The following is a 24153-nucleotide window of genomic DNA, read 5'->3' as shown; positions in this document are numbered from 1 at the left end:
AAGTCTTCATTCGGGTGTCTGACGCCGGTCCGGCGACGTTCACCCGAGATCAGTATCCCACATCACGTAGGCGGCCAACCCACACCTGAGGAAGCCCGGCTGGGGCGGATCCGGTCAGCGCCGCGGCGTGCGACCGATCGTCGCAGCTCAGGCGCCGGGAAACCAGAGCGCGATTTCCCGCTTGGCCGACTCGATCGAATCCGAGCCGTGCACGAGATTGAACTGCGTCTCCAGCCCGAGATCGCCGCGGATCGTGCCCGGGATCGCCTTCTCGACCGGGTCGGTACCGCCTGCGAGCTGCCGAAACGCCGCGATCGCCCGCGGTCCCTCGACGATGGCCGCGACCACGGGCCCCGAGGTGATGAATTCCAGCAACGACTCGAAGAAGGGCTTGCCCTCATGTTCCGCGTAATGCTGGGCGGCGAGATCTTGGCTGACGTGCCGGAGTTCCAGCGCGGCGATGGTGAGGCCTTTTCGCTCAATGCGGGCGATGATCTCCCCCACCAGCTGTCGCTGGACGCCGTCCGGCTTGATCAGTACCAATGTCCGTTCGGTCACGGCGGACAGCGTACATAACCAGGTGCGAACGCGGCGGGTGAGCGCCGCCGTCCTCACTGCTGACGGCGCCGAACCTCAGCCCGGAAGTAGGCGATCAAACCCCACAGCCCGGTGAACAGCACGCCGATGAACCCCACACCGGGATAGACCGCGAAGCCCGCGAGGAGGATCACCTGAACGCCGAGGTTGGCCCAGATGGCCCACGGTTTGCGCTGCACCCCGCCCATCAGGATCAGCAGCACGGCCAAGCCGATCAGGTAGGTCAGCGACGCCGTCGTCAGGCCGCCACCGACCGCACCCACCACCGGGATCGCCAGCAGCACCACGATCGCTTCCAGAAACAGCGTCAGGGCCATCACCGCGCCGAAGCTGCGCCAGGGGTCGGGCCGGTCCTGGTCGGTCACTGCGGATCACGCCCGAACAGGGTCCGCGCCGCGCCGGCCGTGACGACCGAGCCGGTGATGACGATCCCGGTCCCCGAGAAGTCCTCGGCGTCCCCGTCGAGCGCGGCGTCGTCGACCAGCGCGGTCGCGACGTCGATGGCGTCGCGCAGGGTCTCGGCGGTGCTCACCCGGTCAGGCCCGAACGTCTCGCGCGCCGCCAGGGCCAGCGAGTCGACGTCGAGCGCCCGCGGCGACCCGTTGTGGGTCACCACGACGGCGTCGAACACCGGTTGCAGGGCGGCGAGGATGCCGTCGACGTCCTTGTCCGTGAGTACGCTGAGCACCCCGACCAGGTAGCGGAAGTCGAATTCGCCGGCCAGCGTCTGGGCCAGCGCGGCCGCGCCGGCCGGATTGTGCGCGGCGTCGATGAACACCGTGGGCGCGTTGCGCATCCGCTCCAGCCGGCCGGGGCTGGCGACGGCGGCGAAACCCGCGCGAACCGCCTCGACGTCGAGCTGACGCTGCGCGCCGGCGCCGAAGAACGCCTCGACGGCGGCCAGCGCCAGCGCCGCGTTGTGCGCCTGGTGTTCTCCGTGCAGCGGGAGGTAGACGTCGGAATACACTCCGCCGAGACCCTGCAGCTGCAGCATCTGTCCGCCGATCGCGACCTGGCGGCCCAACACGGCGAACTCCGAATCCTCGCGGGCCACCGCGGCGTCGGCTTGCACGGTTTGGGCCAACAACACTTCCATCGCCTCGGGTGCCTGGCGGGCGATGACCGCGACGGTGTCGGGTGCGCCGTCGGGGGCCCTGGTAATGATGCCGGCCTTTTCCCCGGCGATGCCGGCGAGGTCGTCGCCGAGGTAGTCGACGTGGTCGATGGCGATCGGGGTGATGGCCGCCACCGGGGCGTTGATCACGTTGGTAGCGTCCCAGCGTCCGCCCATCCCCACTTCGACCACGGCGACGTCGACGGGGGCGTCGGCGAACGCGGCGAAGGCCATTGCGGTCAGCACCTCGAACTTGCTCATGGCGGGCCCGGCGGCGGCCTGTGATTGGGCGTCGACCATCTGCACGAACGGCTCGATCTCGCGGTAGGTCGCGACGTACTGCGCCGGGCTGATCGGCTTGGCATCGATCGAGATGCGCTCGACCGCCGATTGCAGATGCGGGCTGGTGGTGCGCCCGGTGCGCCGGTGCAGCGCGGTGATCAGCGCGTCGATCATCCGGGCCACCGAGGTCTTGCCGTTGGTGCCCGCGACATGGATCGACGGGTAGGCCAGCTGCGGTGAGCCCAGCAGATCCATCAGGGCGCTGATCCGGGTCAGGCTCGGCTCGATCTTGGTTTCGGGCCAGCGCTGGTCGAGCAGGTGCTCGACCTGCAGCAGGGCTGCGATCTCGTCGGGGGTGGGGTCGGGGGCGGGAAGCGCGCCGGGAACGTCGGGGTCCTCAGCCCACTCGGGTGGCTCCGTCATGCCAGCCCGGCTAGCCGCGCGTTGATCCGCTCGGTCTCCTCCTGGGCCAGGCGTTGACGGTCCCGGATCTTGTCGACGACGTTTGGCGGGGCCTTGCCCAAGAAGTCCTCGTTGGCCAATTTGGCGGTGGTCGATGCCAGCTCCTTGTGTGCCGCGGCCAGATCTTTTTCCAGCCGGCGACGCTCGGCGGCGACGTCGATGGTGCCCGAGGTGTCCAGTTCGACGACGACGGTGCCGCCGCTCAGCCTGACTTCCACCGACGCCGACGGGCGGAACTCCGGCCCGGCGACGGTGAGCCACGCCAGCGACGTCACCGCGCTCACCTGGGTGCCCAGATCGGATTCCTCCACACCGGCCATCCGGGCGGGCACCTTCTGCCGGTCGGCCAGCCCCTGGTCGCTGCGGAACCGGCGCACCTCGGTAACCAGCTTCTGCATGTCGGTAACCCGTTGCGCGGCAACCTGATCCAGCTCTATCCCGGACGGCTGCGGCCACTCGGCCAGCACCAGGGTCTCGTTGTCGGTCAGCGCCTGCCACAGCGCCTCGGTGATGAAGGGGATCACCGGGTGCAGCAGGCGCAGCAGGGTGTCCAGCGTCGCGGCCAGCACGGCCGTGGTGTGGGCGACCCCCTCGGCCAGTTGCGTCTTGGCCAATTCGACGTACCAGTCGCAGAATTCGTCCCAGGCGAAGTGGTAGAGCGCTTCGCAGGCGCGGCTGAACTCGTAGTTATCGAACGCCGAATCGACTTCCGCGCGAACCTCTTCGAGTCGTCCGAGGATCCAGCGGTCGGCATCGGTGAGTTCGGTCGTCGGGGGCAGGGGCGCCAGTTGCGCGCCGTTGAGCAACGCGTAGCGGGTGGCGTTGAACAGCTTGGTGCAGAAATTGCGCGACGCCCGGACGTGGTCCTCGCCGATTGCCAGGTCGCCGCCGGGGCTGGCGCCGCGGGCGAGCGTGAACCGCAGGGCGTCGGCGCCGAAGAGCTCCACCCAGTCCAGCGGGTCGATGACGTTGCCTTTGGACTTGCTCATCTTGCGGCCGGACTCGTCGCGGATCAGGCCGTGCAGGAAGACGTCGGTGAACGGCACCTGCGGGCCGCGGCGGCCGTCCAGGGTGATGGCGTCGTCGTCACCCACGAAGGTGCCGAACATCATCATCCGGGCCACCCAGAAGAACAAGATGTCGTAGCCGGTGACCAGAACGCTTGTCGGATAGAACTTTTCGAGCTCGGGGGTCTTGTCCGGCCAGCCTAGGGTGGAAAACGGCCACAGCGCCGAGGAGAACCAGGTGTCCAGCACGTCGGGGTCCTGCTCCCAGCCCTCCGGCGGCGTCTCGTCGGGACCCACGCACACCTGTTCGCCGTTGGGGCCGTACCAGATCGGGATGCGGTGACCCCACCACAGCTGCCGCGAGATCGTCCAGTCGCGCATGTCGTCGACCCAGGCGAACCACCGCGGCTCCAGGCTGGCCGGGTGAATCACGGTGTCGCCGTTGCGCACCGCATCACCGGCCGCCTTGGCCAGCGACTCAACCCGGACAAACCACTGCAGCGACAGCCGCGGCTCGATCGGTTCGCCGCTGCGCTCGGAGTGCCCGACGCTGTGCAGGTACGGCCGCTTCTCCTCGACGACACGGCCCTCGGCGGCCAGCGCCTCGCGCACCGCGACGCGGGCCTCGAAGCGGTCCATCCCGTCGAATTGCGTTCCGGTGTCGACGATTCGGCCCTTGGTGTCCAGGATCGAGATCATCGGCAACCCGTGCCGCAGCCCGATCTCGAAGTCGTTGGGGTCGTGCGCGGGCGTGACTTTGACTGCGCCGGTGCCGAATTCGGGGTCGACGTGTTCGTCGGCGACGACGACCAGTTCGCGGTCGACGAAGGGATGCGGCAGCGTGGTGCCGACCAGGTGGCGGTAACGCGCGTCGTCCGGGTGCACGGCGATCGCGGTGTCGCCCAGCATCGTCTCGACCCGGGTGGTGGCGACCACGATGTGCGGCTGCGCGTCGTCGAGCGAGCCGTACCGGAACGACACCAGCTCGCCCTCGACGTCGAGATAGTCGACCTCGATGTCCGAAATGGCGGTCTGCAGCACCGGCGACCAGTTGACCAGCCGCTCGGCCTGATAGATCAGCCCGGCGTCGTAGAGCCGTTTGAAGATCGTGCGGACCGCCCGCGACAGGCCCTCGTCCATGGTGAAGCGGTCGCGGCTCCAGTCGACCCCGTCGCCGAGCCGGCGCATCTGACCGCCGATGGCGCCGCCGGACTCGCGCTTCCAGTCCCAGACCTTCTCGACGAACAACTCCCGGCCGAAGTCCTCTTTGGTCTTGCCGTCGAGCGCGAGCTGCTTTTCCACCACGCTCTGCGTGGCGATGCCGGCGTGGTCCATGCCCGGCTGCCACAACACCTCGTACCCCTGCATCCGCTTGCGGCGGGTCAGGGCGTCCATCATGGTGTGTTCGAGCGCGTGACCCATGTGCAGGCTGCCGGTCACGTTTGGCGGCGGCAGCACGATCGAATAGCCGGGCTTGGCGCTGGTCGGGTCCGCCGCGAAGTATCCGGCGTCGACCCACTTCTCGTAGATCGCGCTTTCGGCCGCAGCGGGATCCCACGACTTGGGCAGGTCGGTGGCGGGGCTGCGGCTGGCGGTCACCCGTCAATTCTAGGGAGCGCCGTTTACCCTCGTGTAAGTGCCCGAACCGTGAGCCGGGTCACCCCGCGAGCCGGTCAACCTGCAAGGACACACCCGCGGCGGGGAACCGGTCGAGCAGCGCGTCGCCCATCGCGGCCGCGGGTGTCAGGACGCCGTGCAGGTCGGGAAGCTTGTCGCGGTCGAACGCCAGGGCCATCCCGCACTCCCCCAACAGCACCGAGGTCGCCTTGTAGCCGGGGTCGCCGCGCTGCTCCATGCGCGCCACGTACCGCGCCCCGGTGGTTGTGGTGGTGAACGTCTCAATCCGGTAGTAGCCGCGTTCGCGGGCGGCCTGGCTCGGGCCGGTGCCGGGTTTGGGCACGATGCGCTCCACCAGCCCGCGCGGCAGCAGCCGGAAATAGCGGCTGCCCAGCCCGAAGGTCGCGGCGCCCACCCCGCCCACGACGGCGGAGGCCACCGGCGCGATCGGCGACGAGCCCAGGCTCATGCTTTCGCTGTAGCGCAGCCGGCGGCCGTAGGCCCAGTCCAGCAATGCGTTGCTGCGCCGCACGATCCGGGTGTTGTAGGGCGCCATCAGGAAGCCCGCGGTCCACAGCCCGCTCAGTTCCGGCGCGATCCGACGGCCCCGTCGCAAGGGCAGATCGGGCTGCGGGCCGATGTCGGGTTCGGCGCCGCGGTCGCTGCTGAGCGTGTACGGGTCGGCGAGTTGGCGGCGGGCCTCGGGGTCGCGCGAGGCGGTGTCCAGCACCTCCAGCATCGACGCGACGGTGCCGCCGGAGACCCCACCGGAGAAGGAGCGGACCACGAGGTCGGTGTCAACGAGGTCGCCGGCGCCGTCGTCGCGGGCCGCGCGGTACAGCGCGTACACGCTGAGGTCCGAAGGGACGGAATCGAATCCGCACGCGTGCACAATGCGGGCGCCGGTATCGGCGGCCTGCTTGTGGAATTGGTCGATGCTGTCGCGGACGAACATCGCCTCCCCGGTCAGGTCGGCGTAGTCGGTGCCCGCCGCGGCGCAGGCGGCCACCAGCGGCAACCCGTAGCGGGTGTAGGGGCCGACCGTGGTGATCACGACCTGGGTGCGCGCCGCCATCTCGTTCAGCGTCGAGGGCGACGAAGCATCCGCGTTCAGGACCGGCCACGACCGCGCGGTGTCGCCCAGGGTGTCACGGACGGCGCGCAGCCGATCTGGCGACCGGCCGGCCAGGGCGATCCGTTTGTCCGGCGCCGAGCTGGCCAGGTATTCGGCGGTGAGCTTCCCGACGAAGCCGGTCGCCCCGTACAGCACGATGTCGAATTCGCGCGGCGTTTCGGTCACGGGCCCGACGCTACCCGACGCAGGGGGCGACGACGGCTGGAGCAAGGAGTGCCGGGCACGCGGCCCGGCACTCCTTATACGTATGGCTTATATGTATGCCAGAAGCCGTCGATCAGCCGCGGCGTCCGCACACCGGCCATGCACCGATGCCCTGCGAGTGCAGCACGTTCTCGGCGACGCGGATCTGCTCCTCGCGGCTCGCGCCGGACGGGGAGCCACTGCCGCCGTTGGAACGCCAGGTGCTCGGCGTGAACTGCAGACCACCGGAGAAGCCGTTACCGGTGCTGATGCTCCAGTTACCGCCCGACTCGCACTGCGCGATGGCGTCCCAGTTGACGCTGTACGCCCTGACGGGCGCAGGCGGCGGGACGTCCGGGCCAGGAGGCGGCGGAACGTTGGGGTCGAAGCCCACGGGTGCCGGCGGGGCATCCGGAGCCGGCGGAGCGTCCGGGGCGGGCGGCGGAGGCGCGTCCGGAGCCGGCGGCAGCGGGGCATCCGGGGCCGGCGGGGCGTCCGGAGCGTCCGGCGCCGGAGGCGCGTCCGGAGCGGGGACGTCGGGGCCAGCAGCCGGGATGTTCGGGTCAAAGCCCACCGCTTCGTCTGCGTGGGCGGTGGCCGACGGGATGGTCACAAGCGTGCCCGTGACCGCGGCAAGAACGAGCGTCGTACGGACGTTCTTCAATATCTTTCCTTTCGCGGTGCGCGCGCGCCAAAGCAAGCCCACGAAGGTGGGCTGAAGGTTCTGGTTGAGTGCCTGCTTTGAAACGTGCCGTCTGGGTCAGGCACGACAGCGGCGGGCCGGTATGCCCGGCGGGTTGTCCCCGCCGCCCACGGTCGGGCTCTCGCCGTCCGTGGCGCCGCTCACACGCGGGTCCGTGGATTCAATTTTGTTGATTACATTTCCGTAACCCGTTGCGGGCTACCAGGGACCGTAGAGAACGCCGCAGCGTTCGTCATCTTCAGAAATCGGATATCTCGTTTCGGTAACGACCGGATCACGCCGCGATAGCAACGCTATTTATGCAGGTCGCAGCCGAGTTTTCGGCACGGGCTCGCCGGGCGCGTCCGCAAACAAATGGTGAGCCTAATCACGCGCATTTTGTGAGCTGGCGCACGTTTATTCGGACGAATTGCTACCGATTTGCCACCGTGACAACGGATCTGCCGCTGCGCCGGAGGGCGCGCAGGGTACCGCAAGTCGATCCGCTTTCCCGGTTCGCCATGCGGAATGGGAAGAAACGATCGTTCCGTGCCGAATTGCCTTGTCCTACCATACTATTCATCATCACAACGTAAAATGGTCGCGTATTCCGTTTTGCGGCAATGTGTTTAGCGAAACCACGCACGGCGACAAGACTTTTCACCAACAGTCGGGCAAGCGCAGTTCGCCGGACAGGTCGCGACTTCCTCGATACGGGTTCACACCGGACGGATTCACATCATCCAGGGATCCTCTACGAGGAATTCAAATAGCCTGTGCCCCAACAGATTACTGCGGACCGCCGGGCTGGCGCGGCGGTAGGCGTCAGGCCTGAAGCTGCGCCAGTGCGCGAAGGTCGCTCTCGGAGTTGACGTTGGCCAGGAAGCGCGATTCCGGCAGCACGATCTGTTGCGCGTCGGAGGCGTCGATCAGGGCGCGCATCGAACGGGCACCGGCGGCGACCAGGCCGTCGATCCGCTCAGCCAGATCGGTGCGGTACACCGCGGCGAGGTAGTGGCTGCGGCCGTCCCACGGCAGCACGATTTCGGCGTTGGTCTCGGTGGCCAGCCCAATCAGGTCGTCGATCAAACCCGCTGACAGCAGCGGCATGTCGACCGCGCAGACGAAGGCGAACCGGGCGCCGGTTTCCGCCGCGGCACGCAGGCCGCGTCCGGTCGCGGGCAGTGGCCCCTGGCCGCGCACCTCGTCGCGCAGCACACTCGCCGTCACCTCGGGCAACGGTTGGCCCGGGGCGGCCATCACGAAGACCGGGTCGCAGCGCTGGGAGACCACCCCGACGACGTGCTCGAGCAGCGTGGCGGCCCCGCCGGGACCCGGCAAGGTCGCCTTGTCGCGGCCCATTCGCCGCGATTCGCCACCGGCGAGCACTACTCCAGCCAGTGACACTGTGGGGTCGGGCGCCTGCTCGGCCACGTCAGTCGACGGTCCAGGTGTCGCGGCCGCGCAACAGCGATTGCAGCGCCGCGGAGTCGAACGGCTTCGCCGACTGGGCCGCCTGAATCTGCGAGCGTGCCGCGTCGTCGTAGGTGGGCCGGTTGATGTTGCGGAAGATGCCCAGCACCGTGTGCTCGAGGTTCTGATCCGACAGCCGCGACAGGGCGAAGGCGTAGGCCGAGTTGTCGCTGTGCGCGTCGTGCACCACGATCTCGTCGACGGCCACGTCGGCGGTCTTGGCCACCTCCAGGCCGAAACCGGACTTCACCACGCAATATTCGCCGTTGGCGCCGAACACAATTGGTTCGCCGTGACGGACGTTGATGACCCGCTCCTCGGCGCCCTCCTTGCGGAGCGCGTCGAACGAGCCGTCGTTGAAGATCGGGCAGTCCTGCAGGATTTCGACGACGGCGGCGCCCCGGTGCCCGGCGGCGGCGCGCAGCACCTCGGTCAGGCCGTTGCGGTCGGAGTCCAGCGCGCGGCCGACGAAGGTCGCCTCGGCGCCCAGAGCCAACGACACCGGGTTGAACGGGTGGTCCAGCGACCCCATCGGGGTCGACTTCGTGACCTTGCCGACCTCCGAGGTGGGCGAGTACTGCCCCTTTGTCAGCCCGTAGATCCGGTTGTTGAACAGCAGGATGGTGATGTTGACATTACGGCGCAGCGCGTGGATCAGGTGGTTACCCCCGATCGACAGGGCGTCGCCGTCACCCGTGACCACCCATACCGACAGGTCCTCACGGGCCAGCGCCAAACCGGTGGCGATGGCCGGCGCGCGGCCGTGGATCGAGTGGAATCCGTAGGTCTCGAGGTAATAGGGGAAGCGGCTCGAGCAGCCGATGCCGCTGATGAACACGATGTTCTCGCGCCGCAACCCCAGGTCCGGCAGGAAGTTGCGGATGGTGTTGAGGATGACGTAGTCACCGCAACCCGGGCACCAACGCACCTCCTGGTCGCTGGTGAAATCCTTGGACTTCTGGGGCTGGTCCTCGGCAGACAACGTGGGGACCCCGTCGTTCTTGGTCAACTTCGGGGTCACACCGAGGTCTTTGCCCGCCAAATTGCCGATCAGGTCAGTCACGAGCGCCGCTCCTCCTCATCGCTTCGCTCTGCGTTGGCGCCGGCGCGAATCATGCCCCGGCCCCAACCGTTGCCGCCGCCATCTTGGCGACCATCGTCTTGTCGTTCTCGACTTCGGCCAACGTCCCGCCCAGCGCGGCGCGGATGACGCGGCCGATCTCGTCGGCCAGGAACGCGACACCCTGCACCTTGCTGACCGACTGCACGTCCACCAGGTACTTGCCGCGCAGCACGAATGCCAGTTGGCCCAGGTTCATTTCGGGCGCCACCACCTGCGGGTAGCGCCGCAGCACCTCGCCGAGGTTGGCCGGGAAGGGGTTGAGGTAGCGCAAGTGCGCGTGCGCCACCTTGATGCCCTTGCGCCGGGCCCGCCGGCAGGCCTCGCCGATCGGGCCATACGAGCTGCCCCATCCGATCAGCAGCAGCTCGGCGTCGCCGGTCGGGTCGTCGACCTCCAGATCGGGAACGGAGATGCCGTCGATCTTGGCCTGGCGCAACCGGACCATGAGGTCGTGGTTGACCGGCTCGTAGGAGATGTTGCCCGAGCCGTTCGCCGCTTCCAGACCGCCGATGCGGTGCTCGAGTCCCGGGGTGCCGGGCACCGCGAACTGCCGGGCCAGCGTCTCGGGGTCGCGGGCGTAGGGCTGGAACGGTTCGTCCGGCTTGGCGAAGGCGTGCGTGATGCGCGGCAGCGTGCTGACATCCGGAATGCGCCACGGCTCCGAGCCGTTGGCGATCGCGCCGTCGGACAACACGATCACCGGCGTGTGGTACGAGACCGCGATGCGCGCCGCCTCGAGCGCGGTTTCGAAGCAGTCCGACGGCGACCGCGGCGCGAGGATCGCAACCGGCGACTCGCCGTTGCGGCCGTACAACGCCTGCAGCAGGTCGGCCTGTTCGGTCTTGGTGGGCAGCCCGGTCGAGGGCCCGCCGCGCTGCACGTCGACGACGAGCAACGGCAGTTCGGTCATCACCGCCAGCCCGAGCGCCTCGGATTTGAGCGAAATGCCCGGCCCCGACGTGGTGGTCACGCCCAGCGCGCCGCCGTAGGAGGCGCCGATCGCCGCGCAGATGCCGCCGATTTCATCCTCGGCCTGGAAGGTCAGGACGTTGAAGTTCTTGTGCTTGGACAGCTCGTGCAGGATGTCGGAGGCCGGCGTGATCGGGTAGCTGCCGAGCAGGACCGGGATGTCCGCGAGCTGGCCAGCGGCGACGATGCCGTACGCCAGTGCGGTGTTTCCCGAGATCTGGCGGTATTCGCCGGTCGGCAGGGTCGCCCGGGACACCTCGTAGGTGGTGCCGAACGCCTCGGTCGTCTCGCCGTAGTTCCAGCCGGCTTTCAGCGCCAGCACGTTGGTCTCGGCGACCTCGGGCTTGCGGGCGAACTTCTCCCGAATGAACTTTTCGCTGGTTTCGATCGGCCGCCCGTACATCCACGACAGCAGGCCCAGCGCGAACATGTTCTTGGCGCGCTGGCCATCCTTCTTCGTCGCGCCGATGGTCTCGACGGCACCGAGCGTCAGCGTGGTCATCGCGACGGAATGCACGACGTAGTCGGACAACTCGTCGGTCTCGAGCGGGTTGGTGACGTAACCCACCTTGGTCAGGTTGCGCTTGGTGAACTCGTCGGAGTTCGCGATCACCATGCCGCCGCGGGGCAGGTCGCCGATATTGGCCTTGAGTGCAGCCGGATTCATCGCGACGAGCACGTCGGGCCGGTCGCCGGCGGTCAAGATGTCGTAGTCGGCGATCTGAATCTGGAAGGACGAGACGCCGGGCAGCGTGCCTGCGGGGGCGCGGATCTCGGCGGGATAGTTCGGCTGGGTCGCCAGGTCGTTCCCGAAAAGCGCTGCCTCGGAAGTGAACCGGTCCCCGGTGAGCTGCATGCCGTCTCCGGAGTCACCGGCGAAGCGAATGACGACCTGTTCGAGGCGCTGACGGGCAGATCCGTTCTGGGCAGCCCCGTTCTGTGAGTCTGATCCGGCTCCGCTGCCGTTCGGATCCACGTTCTTGCCCTCCACTTTGTTCACCGGACAGACAGTTCGCGCAGCTTCAGATTACGCGTCGGCGAAGGGAGTCTCCGGCCATCACGGTTTTATGTCACTGGCGGTACCAATTATGGCACTGATTTTCGATCGCCATGGCCGTCTCTGCGGCGTCATCTCGGCCGCGTTCACAGCCAAAAGACGACGTCAGCCCTGTCTACTGATGAGTAGCTCAGCAAACTGTGGCGTTGGTCACGTCTTGCGCGTTATCAACCGTCGTTCTTACCGTGTCGGTCTCCGGATGCCGCGCTTTTCGGCGCCGGGTTTGGCCGCCGTCTCCGGCATCGCCACCAGATACAACACGAACCCGGCGCCCGCCAGAGCGGCCCACCCGAGCCCGTCACGAGCGTCGGCGAGGAGGAAGTTCAGCAGGTCCAGGCGTGCACAAGACGCCGAGGGGCGACGTCACTGCTGTCCCGGGACGTGGTGGGGCGCGCCAGGATCTAGTTAGGCGCTCTTGTCGCGACGCTCGGTGCGCGACGGCTTGCGCGGCACGATCGTCGGCAACACGTTGTCCTGCACGGTCTCCTTGGTCACCACGACCTTGGCGACGTCGTCGCGGCTCGGGATGTCGTACATCACCGGCAGCAGGACCTCTTCCATGATGGCGCGCAGGCCACGCGCGCCGGTGCCGCGGTGGATCGCCTGATCCGCGATCGCTTCCAACGCGTCGTCGGTGAACTCGAGTTCCACGCCGTCCATCTCGAAGAGCCGCAGGTACTGCTTGACCAGCGCGTTCTTCGGCTCGGACAGGATCTTGACCAGCGACTCGCGGTCCAGGTTGGTGACCGAGGCGACCACCGGCAGCCGGCCGATGAACTCGGGGATCAAGCCGAACTTGATCAAGTCCTCGGGCATGACCTCGGCGAAGTGGTCGGTGGTGTCGATCTCGGCCTTCGAGCGGACCTCGGCGCCGAAGCCCAGGCCCCGCTTGCCGACGCGCTCGTAGATGATCTTCTCCAGGCCGGCGAACGCCCCCGCGACGATGAACAGCACGTTGGTGGTGTCGATCTGGATGAACTCTTGGTGCGGGTGCTTGCGGCCGCCCTGCGGGGGCACCGACGCCTGGGTGCCCTCCAGGATCTTCAGCAGGGCCTGCTGCACGCCCTCCCCGGAGACGTCGCGGGTGATCGACGGGTTCTCGCTCTTGCGGGCGATCTTGTCGACCTCGTCGATGTAGATGATGCCCGTCTCCGCGCGCTTGACGTCGTAGTCGGCGGCCTGGATGAGCTTGAGCAGGATGTTTTCGACGTCCTCACCGACGTAGCCGGCTTCGGTCAGGGCGGTGGCGTCGGCGATGGCGAACGGGACGTTGAGCATCTTGGCGAGCGTCTGCGCCAGGTAGGTCTTACCGCACCCGGTCGGCCCGAGCATCAAGATGTTGGACTTGGTCAGCTCGACCGGCTCGTGCCGCGAGTCGCGGCCCTTCTCGCCGGCCTGGATCCGCTTGTAGTGGTTGTAGACCGCGACCGCGAGCGTCCGCTTGGCGGTGTCCTGACCGATGACGTAGCCCTCGAGGAATTCCCGGATCTCGATCGGCTTGGGAAGCTCATCGAGCTTCACGTCGTCGGCGTCGGCGAGTTCCTCTTCGATGATCTCGTTGCAGAGGTCGATGCACTCATCGCAGATGTAGACACCGGGGCCAGCAATGAGTTTCTTTACCTGCTTCTGGCTCTTCCCGCAGAACGAGCACTTCAGCAGGTCCCCGCCGTCTCCGATGCGTGCCATGGTGCTTCAGCGCCTACTTCCTCTTCGCCGTTGGTCTTCCCTGTCCCCGCATGTATTCACCGACGCTACCCGCTTGATCGGGCCCGCCGCGACCATAAACGCCGAATCGCGCCGATGGTATTTGCGGGAGTTCATGCCGCTTCCGTATGGAGGAAAGATATAGCCAGACGGTGCCCGTCGCTCGCGAAAGACGCGCTTTGCGTGTCTTTGGCGTGTCGCGGTTGTAATGCGACTGAGTCTGGCGGCCGCCCGATCCCGCCTCCGGCGGAGGTGCCGACCCAACCCGAACGATCACCCGGAGCCTGGGCGAACCCCCACGAAATCACCCTACAGTGGCGACGTGGGGTTGGCCGTGGCCTTCACCTGGCCCAGCGAAACCGTGCTGCTCGATGGAGGCTTGGCCACCGAGCTCGAAGCGCGCGGTCATGACCTGTCCGACCGGTTGTGGTCGGCCAGGCTGCTCGCGGACGCCCCGCGCGAGATCGTCGCCGTCCACGCCGCCTACTTTCGCGCTGGGGCCACGATCGCGACGACGGCCAGTTACCAGGCGTCCTTCGAGGGTTTTGCGGCGCGCGGACTGGACCGGCGCGAAACCGACGTGCTGTTGCGCCGCAGCGTAGAACTCGCGAAGGCCGCGCGGGACGAGGCCGGCCCCGGCGAACTCGAGGGCCTGCTCGTCGCCGCCTCGGTCGGACCGTACGGCGCGGCACTGGCGGACGGCTCGGAGTACCGCGGACGCTACGGCCTGTCGGTCGCGGAATTGGCGCGCTGGCATCGTCCCCGGCTGGAGACCCTGGCGGACGCCGGGGCCGACGTCCTCGCCTGCGAGACCGTGCCCGACGCCGACGAGGCCGAGGCGTTGGTCGGCCTGGTGCGCTCGGTCGGGATGCCGGCGTGGCTGAGCTACACCATCGATGGGGCCCGGACCCGTGCCGGCCAACCGCTGACCGACGCCTTCGCGGTGGCCGCCGGTGTCGACGAGATCGTGGCCGTGGGAGTCAACTGCTGCGCACCCGACGATGTGTTGCCCGCGATCGCGGCGGCATCGGCCGTCGGCAAGCCCGTCATCGTCTACCCGAACAGCGGTGAACGCTGGGATGCCTTGCGGCACAAGTGGATCGGTCGTTCTCGTTTCAGCGCGGACCTCGCCTCACGCTGGATCGCGGCCGGGGCCCGCATCGTCGGCGGCTGCTGCCGCGTCGGCCCGGCCGAGATTGCAGAGCTGGCGGCTTCAAACCCGCGAGCGTAACTGGGCTGCGATTTCCGGCCCAGGTTTTCGCAGTGTGGTTACGCTCGCGGACGGCATCGCCTATGCGGACTGGGCGGAAAGCTTCCGGTACTCCAGCACGGTGTCGATGATCCCGTAGTCCTTGGCCTCTTCGGCGGTCAGGATCTTGTCCCGGTCGGTGTCCTTGCGAACCGTCGCGGCGTCCTTGCCGGTGTGGCGGGCCAGCGTGGTCTCCATCAGGGTGCGCATCCGCTCGATCTCGGCGGCCTGGATCTCCAGATCGGAGAACTGCCCCTGGATGACACCCTGCAGCGACGGCTGGTGGATGAGCACCCGGGCGTTGGGCAGTGCCATCCGCTTGCCCGGCGTCCCGGCGGCCAGCAGCACCGCCGCGGCCGACGCGGCCTGACCGAGGCAGACCGTCTGGATGTCGGCGCGGACGTACTGCATGGTGTCGTAAATCGCCATCAGCGAGGTGAATCCGCCACCGGGCGAGTTGATGTACATGGTGATGTCGCGATCGGGGTCCAGCGACTCGAGCACCAGCAGCTGCGCCATGATGTCGTTCGCCGACGCGTCGTCCACCTGCACGCCGAGGAAGATGATGCGTTCCTCGAACAGCTTGTTGTACGGATTGGACTCTTTGATCCCAAAGCTGGAGTGCTCGATGAACGACGGCAGGATGTAGCGCGCCTGGGGTTGGGTTTCGGGGTTCATCGGGCTTCTCCATTGGTGATGTGGGCGGCGCGGGTGATGATGTGGTCGACGAAGCCGTATTCGAGGGCTTCCTGCGCGGTGAACCAGCGGTCGCGGTCGGAGTCGGCCTCGATGCGCTCGATCGACTGCCCGGTGAATTCTGCGTTGAGCCGGAACATCTCCTTTTTGATGACGTGGAACTGCTCGGCCTGGATGGCGATGTCGGCCGCGCTTCCGGTCACCCCGCCCAGCGGCTGGTGCATCAGGATGCGGGCGTGCGGCAACGCGTAACGCTTGCCCTTGGTGCCCGCCGCCAACAGGAACTCACCCATCGAGGCGGCCATGCCCATCGCGTAGGTGGCGATGTCGCACGGCGCCAGCACCATGGTGTCGTAGATCGCCATGCCGGCACTGATCGATCCGCCGGGCGAGTTGATGTAGAGCGAAATGTCTTTGGTGGAGTCCTCGGCCGCGAGCAGCAGAATCTGCGCGCACAGCCGATTGGCGATTTCGTCGCTCACCTCCGAACCCAGGAAGATGATGCGCTCGGACAGCAAGCGCTCATAGACGGAGTCCGTGAGGTTGAGACCCTGCGAGTTTGAACGCATGTCAGTCACGACCGGGGTACCTGCTTTCTGTCAGATCTGTCTTCACCGACACTAACCAACCGGGCCCGCCGTTTCGCGGCCACGCACCCCTGAAACGGGCGCGTTCGCTCACAGCGTCATCGCACGGTCACTCCTCGGCGTCGGTCTCCGTGGATTCGTCGACGTCACCGGCGTCCTCGTCCGCCTCCCCGCGCTTGCCGAAGAACTCGTCGGTGTCGACGGCGTTTCCGGCGGTGTCGGTGACCGTCGCCGCGCGGATCACCTCGGCGATGGCCAGCGCGCGGCGCACGTCGGCGAACATCGCGGGCAGCTGGTTGTTCTCCTGAAGGTAAGCCAGCAGCTGCTGGGGCTCGATGCCGTACTGGCGCGACGTGGCCACCAGCCGCTCAGTCAGGTCGTTCTGGCCGACCTGGACCTCCAGCTCGTCGGCGAGCGCGTCGAGCAGCAGCTGCCGTTTGACGTCCGTCTCGGCGGCGGTGCGCGTCTCGGTCTCGAACTCCTCGCGCGATTTGCCTTGCTGGGCGAGCACCTCGTCGAGCTTGGATTCGTCGTGGTTGAGGCTGTGCAGGGCGTTGTGCAGCGCGCTGTCGACCTGGGCCTTCACGATGGCTTCGGGCAGCGGGATGTCGACCTGCTCGAGCAGCGTGTCGATCGCGGCGTCACGGATGTTTTCGGCCTGCTGCGCGCGCTTGGTCTGGCCGACCTGCTCGCGCAGGTTCGACCGCAGATCCTCGATGGTGTCGAACTCGCTTGCCAGCTGGGCGAACTCGTCGTCGGGCTCGGGCAGCTCGCGCTGCTTGACCGACTTGACCGTGACGGTCACCTGCGCGTCTTTGCCCGCGTGCTCGCCGGTGGCCAACTGCGCGGTGAACTCTTTGGACTCGTCAACGGACAGACCGACCAGCGCCTCGTCGAGGCCCGCGATGAGCCGGCCGGAGCCGACCTCGTGCGACAGCCCCTGCGCGGCGGCGCCCGGCACCTCTTCGCCGTCGATGGTCGCCGACAAGTCGATGGAGACGAAGTCGCCGTCGGCCACCGGGCGCTCCACCCCGGTCAGGGTGCCGAATCGGGCGCGCAGCGACTGCAGCTCGGCGTCGACGTCGTCGTCGCTGACCTCGATCGGGTCCACCGAGATGGTCACCGAACCCGGGTCCGGCAGGGTGAGCTTGGGACGGATGTCGACCTCGGCGGTGAACGCCAGCTCCTCGCCGTACTCCTTCTTGGTGACCTCGATCTCGGGCTGGCCCAGCGGGTGCACCTCGGACTCGGCGACCGCCTGTCCGTACCGCGCGGGCAGCGCCTCGTTGACGACCTGATCGAGCATCGCCTCGCGGCCGAAGCGGGCCTCCAGCAACTTCGCCGGCGCCTTGCCCGGCCGGAAGCCGGGCAGGCGCACCTGCCTGGCCAACTCCTTGTAGGCCCGCTGGAAGTCCGGCTCGAGTTCGGAGAAGGGGACCTCCACATTGATGCGCACCCGGGTGGGGCTCAACTGCTCGACGGTGCTCTTCACGGGTGTGCTCCTCGGTGCTCGTTCCTGGTGGTCGGTGGGCCGCGTTGCGCGCGGGCCGGTCGTGCTGGTCGGGGTGACAGGATTTGAACCTGCGGCCTTCCGCTCCCAAAGCGGATGCGCTACCAAGCTGCGCTACACCCCGCGCTGACCTCGATGATCCTAAGGCCCCGCACCGCCGGGTCCGTCACAGGCTTGGGCAGCGACCTCGCGGACCTCACGGAGTGATCACAAAGCCGCGTCGATTAGATTTGATCTTCGTCGCCAGCTACAGTCACGCTCGACTAATTACATGCGGGCGTAGCTCAATGGTAGAGCCCTAGTCTTCCAAACTAGCTACGCGGGTTCGATTCCCGTCGCCCGCTCGGGCTAACTATCTGCTCGATAGAGAGGCGCCATGAGCGACCTGACGACGGACGCGTCGATCCATGGCTCATGCGCGTCGGATTTCGTCGGGGTCCGCGACGCGTTCGAGCGCAATTTCACTCAGGGCGACGAGGTCGGCGCGGCCGTCGCGGTATGGGTGGACGGGTCTCTCGTCGTCAACCTGTGGGGTGGCTGGGCCGACGCCGCCCATACCCGACCCTGGCAACAGAACACTCTGACCACGGTGTTGTCCGGCACGAAGGGCCTGTCGGCCACCTGCGTGCACCAACTGGCCGACCGCGGCGAGCTGGACCTGCAGGCGCCGGTGGCCCACTACTGGCCCGAGTTCGCCCAGGCGGGCAAACAAGACATCACGCTGGCGATGGTGATGAGCCATCGCTCCGGCGTGATCGGGCCGCGCACCCGGATGCGTTGGGAACAGGTGGCTGACTGGGGCTACGTCTGCGAGCAGCTGGCCGCCGCCGAACCCTGGTGGGAGCCGGGCACCGCCCAGGGCTACCACATGACCACCTTCGGTTTCATCATGGGCGAAGTCTTCCGCCGGGTCACCGGCCGCACGATCGGCCACTATCTGCGGACCGAGATCGCCGAGCCGTTCGGCGCCGACGTCCACATCGGGTTGCCGCTCGCCGAACAGCACCGCTGCGCCGAGCGGATCAACAAGCCGCACGCCCGGGACCTGCTGGCCGACGCGAAGGCCCCCGGCTATCCGACCAGCCTGGCCGAGCACCCCAAGGCGGGCCTGTCGATCTCGATGGGATTCGCCCCCGACGACGAACTCGGCTCCCACGATCTGAGCCTGTGGCGCGAACTCGAGTTCCCCGGCACCAACGGGCAGGTGTCGGCGCTGGGGTTGGCGACGTTCTACAACGCGCTCGCCCAGGAGAAGGTGCTCAGCCGCGAGCACATGGACCTGGTGCGGGTCTGTCAGGGCGGGCTGGACATCGACTTGGTGCTGGGCCCGCGGGTCGCCGACCACGGCTGGGGTCTGGGGTACATGCTCAACCAGCGCTGCGTCAACGGACCCAACCCGCGGATCTTCGGCCACGGCGGGCTGGGCGGCTCGTTCGGCTTCGTCGATCTCGAGCACCGCATCGGCTATGCCTACGTGGCGAACCACTTCGACCCCACCAAGGCCAACGCGGATCCGCGCAGCCTGGTCCTGTCGAACGAGGTCTACTCCGTGCTGGGTGTCATCTAGCGACAGGCGTCAGTGGCCGCCGCCTCCGCCGCCGTGTCCGCCCCCGCCAGGTCCACCGGGACCGCCGGGTCCACCGGGACCGCCGGGTCCGCCGAGCCCCCCGGGACCGCCCGGTCCGGCAGGCCCACCCGGGCCACCGGGTCCCCCCGGGCCGATATACGGGTTAGGTCCGGGCCCGCGCCAGTTGTCGTGGCAATGCCCGTTGTCCCAGTTGTCGCCCCAGCCGGGGTCCCAGAAATCCCCAGGGCACCATTGCGGGAACGGTCCGGGCTGCGCGTACGCGTCGCTCGCGACGCCCAGCCCCGCCAGCCCGAGACCTGCTATGGCGGAAATCGTTGCAGCTGATCGAGCGAGAGTGTTCATGGACACTGCAATGCCCGCGCCGATTGAATTCAAACCAGGAAAGTCGACGCTTTCGCCGTCACTTCTGGCACTTCGGGCACCAGAACACGTTGCGGCCCTCCAGCACGGTCGTGCGGATCGGCTCTTGGCACACCCGGCACGGTTCGCCGGACCGCCGGTAGACGTAGGTGCGGGGGCGGTCGGGGCGATAGGACGGCGCGCCGTGATCGTGTTCGGGCCGCACCACGACGATCTTGCCGCGCCGCAACCCCACCTTCATCAGTGCCACCAGATCGCTCCAGGCGGCCACGAACTCGTCCTCGCCGACGTCGCGGCCCGCGCGGAACGGGTCGATGCCGTGGCGGTACAGCAACTCGCTGCGGTAGACGTTGCCGACGCCGGCCATGACGGTCTGATCCATCAGCAGCGCGCCAATAGGCCTGCGCGACTTGGCGATTCGCTTCCAGGCCCACGCTGGATCGGCGTCGCCGCGCAGCGGGTCGGGACCCAGCCGGGCCAGTACGTCGCTGACCTGTCCTTCGTCGATCACTTCGCACACCGTCGGGCCGCGCAGGTCCGTGCCGTAGTCGGCGCCGATCATGCGCATCCGCACCTGGCCGACCGCCTCGGGAAACGACCCGTCGTCCGGGCGTTCCCACTCGGTGAAGGCGCCGTACAACCCGAGATGCACATGCACAATCGGGCCGCCGGCGTAGTGGTGGAAAAGATGCTTGCCCCAGGCGCTGGTGCGTTGCAACACCCGGCCGTCGACCGCCGCGGCCGCATCGGCGAAGCGGCCCTGCGGGCTGGACACCGACACGGGCGCGCCGGCGTAACGGCGTTGGTGCAGCCGGGCCAGCCGGTGCAGGGTATGCCCTTCGGGCACGCGCGGACCTTTCGGCGTCAGCCCGCCGCGCCGGGTACCGGCGGGGCTTGGTGAGTGCGTTCGTATTCGTCGAGGATGTCGATACGCCGTTGGTGGCGTTCGGCTTTCGACCAGGGCGTGGTCAGGAAGGCGTCGACGATGGCGAGCGCGTCGGCCACGGTGTGCATGCGACCGCCGATGCCGATCAGCTGGGCGTTGTTGTGTTCGCGGGCCAGCGTGGCGGTTTCGACGCTCCAGGCCAGCGCGCACCGGGCCCCGGGAACCTTGTTGGCCGCGATCTGCTCGCCGTTGCCCGACCCGCCCAGCACGATGCCCAAGCTGTCCGGGTCCGCGACCGTTCGTGTCGCGGTCGCGATGCAGAAGGCCGGGTAGTCGTCGTCGGCGTCGTAGGTGAAGGCGCCGCAGTCGATCGGCTGGTGGCCCGACTTGGCGAGGTGCTCGATGATCTGCTGCTTGAGCTCGAATCCGGCGTGGTCAGAGCCGAGGTAGACGCGCATGCCCGCAATCCTTACACAGCCGCACGACGCGCCCGGCCGCCCAACCGCTCTACGAGAAGTCGGGCTTCTCGGTGCGGCTGCGCTTGAGCTCGAAGAAGTGCGGGTAGGAAGCGAAGGCCACCGAGGCGTCCCACAGCTTGCCCGCTTCCTCACCGCGCGGAATCTTGGAGAGCACCGGGCCGAAGAACGCCACATTGTTGACGTGGATGGTGGGCGTGCCGACGTCGTCGCCGACCGCGTCCATCCCGGCGTGGTGACTCTTGCGCACGGCTTCGTCGTAGGCGTCGCTCTCGGCGGCCGCGGCCAGGCCCGCCGGCAGCCCGGCGTCCTCCAGCGCGAGCTTGATCACGTCCTCGAGTTCTTTGTTGCCCTCGTTGTGGATCCGGGTTCCCATCGCGGTGTACAGCGGACCCAGTACCTCGGCGCCGTGGGCCTGCTCGGCCGCGATCGCCACCCGCACCGGACCCCAGGCCCGCTTCATGTTCTCGCGATAGTTCTCCGGCAGGTCTTCCCGGTTTTCGTTGAGCACCGCCAGGCTCATCACGTGAAAGTTCACCTCGATGTCGCGAACCTTTTCCACCTCGAGGATCCAGCGCGAGGTGATCCACGCCCACGGGCACAGCGGGTCGAACCAGAAATCGGCTTTGTTCTTCGCGGGCGCGTTGTCAGGCATGTCCGGTCCTCTCTTCGGCTGAAAGTCTGATCTGCACAACCGTAGGCCTCTCGCTCCTGTTCCCGGTTGGCCCGACCCGTAAGTTGGACACGTGGCACTCCCCAACCTGACCCGCGACCAGGCCGTCGAGCGGGCCTCCCTGATCACCGTCGCCAGCTACCAGATCGACCTCGATCTCACCGACTCCCACGGCGGCCCCGGCGAACGGACCTTCCGCTCGGTCACCACGGTGGTGTTCGACGCCCTCGCCGGCGCCGACTCCGTCATCGACATCGCCGCCGACACCATCCGCAGCGCCACGCTCAACGGCCGCGAACTGGACGTCTCCGGATACGACGAGTCGACGGGCATCCCCCTGCGCGGGCTGGCCGACCGCAACGTCGTCGTGGTCGACGCGGACTGCCGCTACTCCAACACCGGCGAGGGCCTGCACCGGTTCGTCGACCCCGTCGACAACGAGACCTACCTGTACTCGCAATTCGAGACCGCCGACGCCAAGCGCATGTTCGCCTGCTTCGACCAGCCCGACCTCAAGGCGACCTTCGACGTGCGGGTGACCGCACCCCGGCACTGGAAGGTGATCTCCAACGGCGCGACCGTGTCGGTGAACGACGGCCTGCACACCTTTGCCACCACCCCGCGGATGAGCACCTATCTGGTCGCCCTCATCGCGGGCCCGTATGCCGAGTGGAAGGACGCCTACACCGACGAACACGGCGAAATCCCGCTGGGCATCTATTGCCGGGCGTCGCTGGCGCCGTACATGGACGCCGAGCGGCTTTTCACCCAGACCAAGCAGGGATTTGGCTTCTACCACAAGAACTTTGGCTTGCCCTACGCCTTCGGGAAGTACGATCAGCTGTTCGTCCCCGAGTTCAACGCCGGGGCGATGGAAAACGCCGGCGCGGTGACCTTCCTGGAGGACTACGTCTTCCGCAGCAAGGTCACCCGGGCGTCCTACGAACGTCGCGCCGAGACCGTGCTGCACGAGATGGCCCACATGTGGTTCGGGGATCTGGTCACCATGGCCTGGTGGGACGACCTGTGGCTCAACGAGTCTTTCGCAACGTTCGCGTCGGTGTTGTGCCAAAGCGAGGCAACCGAATTCACCGAGGCCTGGACGACGTTCGCGACGGTCGAAAAGTCGTGGGCCTACCGCCAGGACCAATTGCCCTCGACCCATCCGATCGCCGCCGACATCCCGGACCTGGCCGCCGTCGAGGTCAACTTCGACGGCATCACCTACGCCAAGGGCGCCTCGGTGCTTAAGCAGCTCGTCGCCTACGTCGGGCTCGAGCACTTCCTGGCCGGGCTACGCGACTATTTCCGCACCCATGCGTTCGGCAATGCCACGTTCGACGATCTGGTCGCCGCGTTGGAGAAGGCGTCGGGGCGCGACCTGTCCGACTGGGGTCAGCAGTGGCTGAAGACGACCGGACTCAACACGCTGCGGCCCGATTTCGACGTCGACTCGAACGGCACGTTCACCCGGTTCGCGGTGACCCAGAGTGGGGCCGCCCCGGGCGCCGGCGAGACCCGGGTGCACCGGCTGGCCATCGGCATTTACGACGATGACGGGTCGGGGAAGTTGGTCCGGGTGCGACGCGAAGAACTCGACGTCGAGGGGCCGGTAACGGAAGTGCCTGCGCTGGTTGGGGTTTCGCGGGGCCAGCTGGTTCTGGTCAATGACGACGACCTGACGTATTGCTCGTTGCGCCTGGACGCCGAGTCGCTGCGGACCGCCCTGCGGCGCATCGCCGATATCGCCGAGCCGTTGCCGCGCTCACTGGTCTGGTCGGCGGCGTGGGAGATGACGCGTGAGGCCGAACTGCGGGCCCGCGATTTCGTGGCCCTGGTGGCGGGCGGCGTGCACGCCGAAACCGAGGTCGGGGTGGCCCAGCGGCTGCTGCTGCAGGCGCAGACGGCGCTGGCCTCCTACGCCGAGCCCGGCTGGGCGCGCGAGCAGGGTTGGCCGCAGTTCGCCGACCGGTTGCTGGAATTGGCGCGCGCCGCGCAGGCCGGATCGGACCACCAGCTCGCCTTCGTCAACACGCTGTGCTCGTCGGTGCTGTCGGCCGGCCACGTCGCGACGTTGGCCGACCTGCTCGACCGCTCCCCCGCCGACCTGGGATTGCCGGGCCTCGAGATCGACACGGACCTGCGGTGGCGGATCGTCACCGCGCTGGCCACCGCCGGCGACATCGACGCCGACGGGCCTGCCACCCCGTTCATCGACGCCGAAGTTCAGCGCGACCCGACCGCGGCCGGCAAGCGGCACGGCGCCCAGGCCGCGACGGCCCGGCCCCAGCTGCAGGTCAAGGAGGCGGCGTGGACGACGGTGGTCGAGGACGACACCCTGGCCAACATCACCGCCCGCGCGATCATCGCGGGCATCGCCCCGCCGGCGCAGCATGAGCTGCTCAAGCCGTTCACCACGCGGTACTTCGAGGCGATCTCGGGTGTGTGGGCGCGCCGCTCCAGCGAAGTGGCGCAGACGGTGGTGATCGGCCTGTACCCGCACTGGGACATCAGCGACGACGGCATCGCGGCTGCCGATCGGTTCCTGTCCGACCCCGAGGTGCCCGCCGCGTTGCGTCGGCTGGTGCTCGAGGGCCAGGCCGGGGTGAAGCGTTCGTTGCGGGCGCGCCGTTTCGACGCCGCCGAGTAGGGCGAGCGTGCGTGTTTGTGCTCCGACACGCCACAGCTGACGTACAACTGCGGACGCTCGAGGCGGGGGGTGA

General features: G+C 67.8%; 19 protein-coding genes and 2 tRNA genes. 4 read left to right on the top strand and 17 right to left on the bottom strand.

The features are described from left to right. Positions 1 to 147 precede the first annotated feature (147 nt). The 10 genes from ndk to clpX all read right to left on the bottom strand — a co-directional run bounded on the left by ndk (position 148) and on the right by clpX (position 13387). Positions 148 to 558, bottom strand: coding sequence for a nucleoside-diphosphate kinase (gene ndk / locus G6N26_RS25520; protein WP_067171268.1), 411 nt, complete (start codon positions 556 to 558; stop codon positions 148 to 150). Between the two features lie 53 nt (positions 559 to 611). Continuing rightward, a complete protein-coding gene (locus G6N26_RS25515) occupies positions 612 to 914 on the bottom strand; it encodes a DUF4233 domain-containing protein (protein WP_263643876.1) in 303 nt (100 codons plus the stop codon). A 44-nt stretch (positions 915 to 958) separates the two neighbouring features. Then, on the bottom strand, positions 959 to 2416 hold the full coding sequence (gene folC / locus G6N26_RS25510; protein ID WP_083015512.1) for a bifunctional tetrahydrofolate synthase/dihydrofolate synthase: 1458 nt from the start codon (positions 2414 to 2416) through the stop codon (positions 959 to 961). Continuing rightward, the gene (locus tag G6N26_RS25505) at positions 2413 to 5061 is read right to left on the bottom strand and encodes a valine--tRNA ligase (protein WP_083015508.1); all 2649 of its coding nucleotides are present in this window, start codon (positions 5059 to 5061) and stop codon (positions 2413 to 2415) included. The genes folC and G6N26_RS25505 overlap by 4 nt, the downstream gene beginning before the upstream one ends. A 58-nt stretch (positions 5062 to 5119) precedes the next feature. Continuing rightward, positions 5120 to 6379, bottom strand: a complete 1260-nt coding sequence (locus tag G6N26_RS25500; RefSeq protein ID WP_083015505.1) for a saccharopine dehydrogenase family protein — start codon at positions 6377 to 6379, stop codon at positions 5120 to 5122. A gap of 112 nt (positions 6380 to 6491) precedes the next feature. Beyond that, positions 6492 to 7061: a transglycosylase family protein gene (locus G6N26_RS25495; protein ID WP_082991441.1), complete on the bottom strand. Its 570-nt coding sequence runs from the start codon at positions 7059 to 7061 to the stop codon at positions 6492 to 6494. 843 nt (positions 7062 to 7904) lie between these two features. Beyond that, positions 7905 to 8513, bottom strand: coding sequence for a molybdenum cofactor guanylyltransferase (gene mobA, locus G6N26_RS25490; protein WP_082991440.1), 609 nt, complete (start codon positions 8511 to 8513; stop codon positions 7905 to 7907). A gap of 1 nt (position 8514) precedes the next feature. Next, on the bottom strand, positions 8515 to 9615 hold the full coding sequence (locus G6N26_RS25485) for a 2-oxoacid:ferredoxin oxidoreductase subunit beta (protein ID WP_067171184.1): 1101 nt from the start codon (positions 9613 to 9615) through the stop codon (positions 8515 to 8517). A 49-nt stretch (positions 9616 to 9664) separates the two neighbouring features. Then, positions 9665 to 11620 (bottom strand): 2-oxoacid:acceptor oxidoreductase subunit alpha, encoded by a 1956-nt coding sequence (locus G6N26_RS25480; protein WP_139799092.1) that lies wholly within the window; start codon positions 11618 to 11620, stop codon positions 9665 to 9667. 486 nt (positions 11621 to 12106) lie between these two features. Then, positions 12107 to 13387 carry an ATP-dependent Clp protease ATP-binding subunit ClpX gene (gene clpX / locus G6N26_RS25475; RefSeq protein WP_008255183.1) on the bottom strand — a complete coding sequence of 427 codons (1281 nt, stop codon included), beginning with the start codon at positions 13385 to 13387 and terminating at the stop codon, positions 12107 to 12109. A 340-nt stretch (positions 13388 to 13727) separates the two neighbouring features. On the opposite strand from clpX, the gene mmuM reads away from it, so the two are divergent. Next, positions 13728 to 14636: a homocysteine S-methyltransferase gene (mmuM, locus tag G6N26_RS25470; protein ID WP_232067507.1), complete on the top strand. Its 909-nt coding sequence runs from the start codon at positions 13728 to 13730 to the stop codon at positions 14634 to 14636. Positions 14637 to 14696: 60 nt separating this feature from the next. Here the strand turns inward: mmuM and clpP2 are convergent, their stop codons facing one another. The 4 genes from clpP2 to G6N26_RS25450 form a co-directional block, all read right to left on the bottom strand. After that, positions 14697 to 15332 carry an ATP-dependent CLP protease proteolytic subunit ClpP2 gene (clpP2, locus tag G6N26_RS25465; RefSeq protein ID WP_067171181.1) on the bottom strand — a complete coding sequence of 212 codons (636 nt, stop codon included), beginning with the start codon at positions 15330 to 15332 and terminating at the stop codon, positions 14697 to 14699. Next, complete coding sequence (clpP1, locus tag G6N26_RS25460) at positions 15329 to 15919, bottom strand: ATP-dependent CLP protease proteolytic subunit ClpP1 (protein WP_067171178.1); 591 nt, start codon at positions 15917 to 15919, stop codon at positions 15329 to 15331. Before clpP1 ends, clpP2 begins: the two co-directional genes overlap by 4 nt. Before the next feature lie 127 nt (positions 15920 to 16046). Continuing rightward, the gene (tig, locus tag G6N26_RS25455; protein ID WP_083015501.1) at positions 16047 to 17429 is read right to left on the bottom strand and encodes a trigger factor; all 1383 of its coding nucleotides are present in this window, start codon (positions 17427 to 17429) and stop codon (positions 16047 to 16049) included. Between the two features lie 65 nt (positions 17430 to 17494). After that, positions 17495 to 17571: transfer RNA gene (locus G6N26_RS25450), tRNA-Pro, on the bottom strand. A 149-nt stretch (positions 17572 to 17720) separates the two neighbouring features. Here G6N26_RS25450 and G6N26_RS25445 point away from each other — a divergent pair. Beyond that, a tRNA-Gly gene (locus G6N26_RS25445) sits at positions 17721 to 17791 on the top strand. Between the two features lie 32 nt (positions 17792 to 17823). After that, positions 17824 to 19014, top strand: a complete 1191-nt coding sequence (locus G6N26_RS25440) for a serine hydrolase domain-containing protein (protein WP_067171172.1) — start codon at positions 17824 to 17826, stop codon at positions 19012 to 19014. Positions 19015 to 19435: 421 nt separating this feature from the next. On the opposite strand, the gene G6N26_RS25430 is transcribed toward G6N26_RS25440, so the two are convergent. From G6N26_RS25430 to G6N26_RS25420, 3 genes are read right to left on the bottom strand one after another with little or no spacing between them, the layout of a single operon-like run. Then, positions 19436 to 20242 (bottom strand): Fpg/Nei family DNA glycosylase, encoded by an 807-nt coding sequence (locus tag G6N26_RS25430; RefSeq protein WP_083015497.1) that lies wholly within the window; start codon positions 20240 to 20242, stop codon positions 19436 to 19438. 17 nt (positions 20243 to 20259) lie between these two features. Further along, positions 20260 to 20739 carry a ribose-5-phosphate isomerase gene (locus G6N26_RS25425; RefSeq protein WP_083015493.1) on the bottom strand — a complete coding sequence of 160 codons (480 nt, stop codon included), beginning with the start codon at positions 20737 to 20739 and terminating at the stop codon, positions 20260 to 20262. Positions 20740 to 20788: 49 nt separating this feature from the next. Continuing rightward, positions 20789 to 21412 (bottom strand): mycothiol-dependent nitroreductase Rv2466c family protein, encoded by a 624-nt coding sequence (locus tag G6N26_RS25420; protein WP_083015490.1) that lies wholly within the window; start codon positions 21410 to 21412, stop codon positions 20789 to 20791. A 91-nt stretch (positions 21413 to 21503) separates the two neighbouring features. Here G6N26_RS25420 and pepN point away from each other — a divergent pair, with 91 nt between their 5' ends. Continuing rightward, a complete protein-coding gene (gene pepN, locus G6N26_RS25415; protein WP_083015487.1) occupies positions 21504 to 24080 on the top strand; it encodes an aminopeptidase N in 2577 nt (858 codons plus the stop codon). Positions 24081 to 24153 lie beyond the last annotated feature (73 nt).

The sequence above is a fragment of the Mycobacterium marseillense genome, assembly GCF_010731675.1.
Classification (GTDB): Bacteria; Actinomycetota; Actinomycetes; order Mycobacteriales; family Mycobacteriaceae; genus Mycobacterium; species Mycobacterium marseillense.
Note: the sequence above shows the minus strand (reverse complement) of the source record. Positions and strands in the feature narration are given on the sequence as shown.